This is a genomic window from Pseudomonas sp. (genome assembly GCF_037994325.1).
Lineage (GTDB): Bacteria > Pseudomonadota > Gammaproteobacteria > Pseudomonadales > Pseudomonadaceae > Aquipseudomonas.
Map to the genome: position 1 here is coordinate 1 of NZ_JBBNAH010000335.1, position 4,239 is coordinate 4,239.

The 4,239-nt window shown below is 55.2% G+C and carries 5 protein-coding genes; all 5 read left to right on the top strand.

Annotated elements, in window-relative coordinates; translation table 11 throughout:
- Nucleotides 1-42 precede the first annotated feature (42 nt).
- The gene (gene ilvN / locus AAAB16_RS11330; protein WP_340663403.1) at nt 43-534 is read left to right on the top strand and encodes an acetolactate synthase small subunit; all 492 of its coding nucleotides are present in this window, start codon (nt 43-45) and stop codon (nt 532-534) included.
- 48 nt (nt 535-582) lie between these two features.
- On the top strand, nt 583-1,599 hold the full coding sequence (gene ilvC / locus AAAB16_RS11335; protein ID WP_108099955.1) for a ketol-acid reductoisomerase: 1,017 nt from the start codon (nt 583-585) through the stop codon (nt 1,597-1,599).
- A 151-nt stretch (nt 1,600-1,750) separates the two neighbouring features.
- On the top strand, nt 1,751-2,569 hold the full coding sequence (pssA, locus tag AAAB16_RS11340) for a CDP-diacylglycerol--serine O-phosphatidyltransferase (RefSeq protein ID WP_340663404.1): 819 nt from the start codon (nt 1,751-1,753) through the stop codon (nt 2,567-2,569).
- A gap of 63 nt (nt 2,570-2,632) precedes the next feature.
- The gene (gene msrP, locus AAAB16_RS11345; RefSeq protein WP_340663405.1) at nt 2,633-3,640 is read left to right on the top strand and encodes a protein-methionine-sulfoxide reductase catalytic subunit MsrP; all 1,008 of its coding nucleotides are present in this window, start codon (nt 2,633-2,635) and stop codon (nt 3,638-3,640) included.
- A partial coding sequence (gene msrQ, locus AAAB16_RS11350; protein WP_340663406.1) for a protein-methionine-sulfoxide reductase heme-binding subunit MsrQ occupies nt 3,640-4,239 on the top strand: 600 nt, incomplete at its 3' end. The genes msrP and msrQ, both read left to right, overlap by 1 nt.

Below are 4,239 nucleotides of genomic sequence, written 5' to 3' on the forward strand. Positions count from 1 at the left end.
CATGCGTGACATGTGGCTCAGCAAGACGGAGAGGACATAATCATGCGGCACATTATCTCTCTGCTGCTGGAAAACGAGCCGGGCGCGTTGTCCCGTGTTGTGGGTCTGTTCTCGCAGCGTAACTACAACATCGAAAGTCTGACTGTGGCGCCAACCGAAGACCCGACCCTGTCGCGTCTGACCTTGACCACCGTTGGCCATGATGAGGTGATCGAGCAGATCACCAAAAACCTCAACAAGCTGATCGAAGTGGTAAAGCTGGTAAACCTTTCGGAAAGCTCTCATATCGAGCGCGAACTGATGTTGGTAAAAGTCAAAGCGACGGGTGCCCAGCGTGCAGAGATCAAGCGTACTACCGATATTTTCCGTGGCCAGATCGTGGATGTGACCAGCAGCGTCTACACCATCCAGCTCGCGGGAACCAGCGACAAGCTGGACAGTTTTATCCAGGCCGTGGGCACTAGCTCCATTCTGGAAACTGTCCGCAGTGGCGTTACCGGCATTGCCCGTGGCGACAAAGTTCTTAGCATCTAACTCATTCAGCGCGAGGCCCTGGCGGGCCTCAGATATCAGGGGAAATTCATGAAAGTTTTTTACGATAAAGATTGCGACCTTTCGATCATCCAGGGCAAAAAAGTAGCCATCATCGGTTACGGCTCCCAGGGCCACGCTCAGGCATGCAACCTGAAAGACTCCGGCGTTGACGTTACCGTTGGCCTGCGTCCAGGTTCGGCTACTCGCGCCAAGGCTGAAGCTCACGGTCTGAAAGTGGCTGACGTGCCCGCTGCTGTTGCTGCTGCCGATCTGGTCATGATCCTGACCCCGGACGAGTTCCAGTCCCAGCTGTACAAAAATGAAGTTGAGCCGAACATCAAGAAGGGCGCCACCCTGGCGTTCTCCCACGGCTTCGCGATTCACTACAACCAAGTTGTGCCACGCGCTGACCTCGACGTAATCATGATCGCGCCGAAAGCTCCGGGCCACACCGTGCGTACCGAGTTCGTCAAAGGCGGCGGTATCCCCGACCTGATCGCTGTTTATCAGGATGCTTCGGGCAACGCCAAGAACGTTGCGCTGTCCTACGCATCGGGCGTTGGCGGCGGCCGTACTGGCATCATCGAAACCACCTTTAAAGACGAAACCGAAACCGACCTGTTCGGCGAACAAGCCGTTCTGTGTGGCGGTACTGTTGAGCTGGTTAAAGCCGGTTTCGAAACCTTGGTTGAAGCGGGCTACGCGCCAGAAATGGCTTACTTCGAGTGCCTGCACGAACTGAAGCTGATCGTTGACCTCATGTACGAAGGCGGTATCGCCAACATGAACTACTCGATCTCCAACAACGCTGAATACGGCGAGTACGTGACCGGCCCAGAAGTTATCAACGCCGAATCCCGTCAGGCTATGCGTAACGCTCTGAAGCGCATTCAAGACGGCGAATACGCCAAGATGTTCATCAGCGAAGGCGCCACCAACTATCCGTCGATGACCGCCAAGCGTCGTAACAACGCTGCGCACGGTATCGAGATCATCGGTGAGCAGCTGCGTTCCATGATGCCGTGGATTGCTGCCAACAAGATCGTCGACAAAGCCAAGAACTAAGGCTGTCGACATCTAGAAAGAACGCGGCTACGGCCGCGTTTTTTCGTTCTAGGCTAAGGCTTCTGGTATAAAGCCTTACCGCTGAGGAGGGCTGAACCCCGAATCGGCAATTTGGTCGAAAACTATCCAAACCCGTTGCAAGGTAATGTTCATGAACGAACGTCCCGAGGACCCGGCTACCGGTTCCGATGATGCAGAAAGCCTGCTGCCTATCGATGAACATGTTGAAGAAGGACATGACGCCGAAGGGCGCAAGGTCCGGCATCGTGGTATCTATCTGCTGCCTAACCTGTTCACCACCGCCAACTTGTTCGCTGGCTTCTACTCCATCATCAACGCAGTAAACGGCAATTTTGAAGTGGCAGCGGCGACTGTGTTCGTCGCCATGGTGCTTGATAGTCTGGATGGCCGCGTTGCCCGTCTGACCAACACTCAGAGCGCATTCGGTGCTGAGTACGACTCCTTGTCCGATATGGTTGCCTTTGGTGTGGCCCCGGCGTTGCTCGCCTTTGAGTGGGCGCTGGGTAGCATGGGTAAGGTAGGTTGGATGGTGGCGTTTATTTATGTGGCTGGCGCTGCGCTGCGCCTGGCGCGTTTCAATACGCAGATCGGCACTGTCGATAAACGCTACTTCATTGGTCTGGCCAGTCCGGCAGCCGCCGGTGTGGTTGCCGGTACCGTTTGGGCTTTTAGCGATTTCGGTATCAAGGGGTCGAATATGTCGTTCGTGGTCGCCTTGTTGGTGGCGGCGGCGGGCATGCTGATGGTCAGCAATATCAAGTACTACAGTTTCAAAGATCTGGACTTGAAGGGCCGTGTGCCGTTTGTAGCCATTCTTGCTGTGGTGTTGGTGTTCGCTGTGGTGTTCAGTGATCCACCGCGTATTCTGTTGCTGATCTTCCTGGCTTACGCTGCTTCTGGCCCGGTGCAGTACTTGCTTCGTCTGCGTCGCCGGAAAACTGCTGAGTGATGTAATTTCCCCCAGGCTCCGCGGTCTATTGGCGCATCAGTCCCCCATAGTCGCGGAGTTCTTATGTTAATCAAAATCCCTTCTGCTTCCGCGTCGCGCGAATCTGACGTCACGCCTGAGTCGATTTACCTCTCCCGCCGATCTTTCTTCGCTGCCGCTGGTGGTGTCGTTGCGGCTCTCGCGTTACCTGTGGTCGTCCAGGCAGAAGCCTCCCCTTATGCCGATGTTGAAGCTGCCCCGGCGCCTGACTGGTTTGCTGAAAAGCTCAAAACTGCGCGATGGCAGGCTGTTGCTGCCGGCAACGAAACCCTTACGCCTTATAAAGACGCCACTCACTACAACAACTTTTACGAGTTCGGGCCAGACAAAGGCGATCCTGCGCGCCTTGCAGGGTCGTTCAAAACGGAGCCGTGGACAGTGGTGGTCGATGGTGAGGTCGGAAAGCCTGGTCGCTATGCCGTAGAAGATCTCTTTAAAGAGCAGCAGCTTGAGGAGCGTATCTATCGGCTGCGCTGCGTAGAGGCGTGGTCGATGGTGATTCCCTGGTTGGGGTTTTCACTGGGCGATGTGCTCAAGCGTTTTGAGCCAACGGCCAACGCTAAGTATGTGCGCTTTGAAACCATCGTCGACCGTAAGCAAATGGAAGGGCAGAGCTCTAGTTTCTCCCTGATCGACTGGCCATATATAGAAGGCCTTCGCTTGGATGAGGCTATGCATCCATTGGCGATTCTGTCTGTGGGCATGTACGGCCGTGTACTGCCTGGTCAGAACGGTGCGCCGCTGCGCTTGGTGGTGCCGTGGAAGTATGGCTTTAAAAGCATCAAGTCCATCGTGCGTATCACCCTCACCGCTGAGCAACCAAAAAACACGTGGCAGAGTCTCGCGGCTGACGAATACGGCTTTTATGCCAACGTAAATCCTGCGGTCGATCATCCACGGTGGACCCAGGCTCACGAGCGCCGGTTGCCTAGCAGCCTCTTCAGTCCGAATGTAATGCCTACTCGCCTTTTTAATGGCTACGACGAAGTGGCCTCGTTGTATAGCGGCTTAGATCTGCGGACGAATTACTGATGCGATATCGGCTTTGGCGTATAGCGGTGTTCTGTGTGGGGCCGATTCTCCCTCTGTTCTGGCTTTATCAGGCGTGGTCTTTTGCGCTCGGGCCTGATCCTGGCAAGGTGTTGGTTGATCGTTTGGGGGTGGCGGCGCTGGCAATTCTTTTGCTCACCTTGGCCATGACCCCTTTACAGCGGTTTAGCGGATGGGGTGGCTGGATAGCCGTGCGGCGCCAGCTGGGTTTGTGGTGTTTTGCTTATGTGGTACTGCACCTTTCAGCCTATGCAGTCTTTGTCTTAGGGATGGATGTGGGGCAACTGTTGATCGATCTGCGTAAGCGGCCTTATATCTTTGTCGGTGCCCTGGCGTTTCTTGGGTTGCTGATTCTGGCTGCGACTTCTAATCGCTGGAGTATCCGCAAGCTTGGTAGGCGGTGGAGAGTGTTGCACCGCATTATTTACGGGGTGTTGGCTTTGGTACTGCTGCATATGCTTTGGGTTGTACGAGCAGATATCGAAGAGTGGTTAATTTACGCCGCGATTGGTTCGTTCCTTATGGTGCTGCGTATTCCTGGGGTTCTCGTGCGGCTGAAAGGGTTGTTCGGGCGCGCGTCG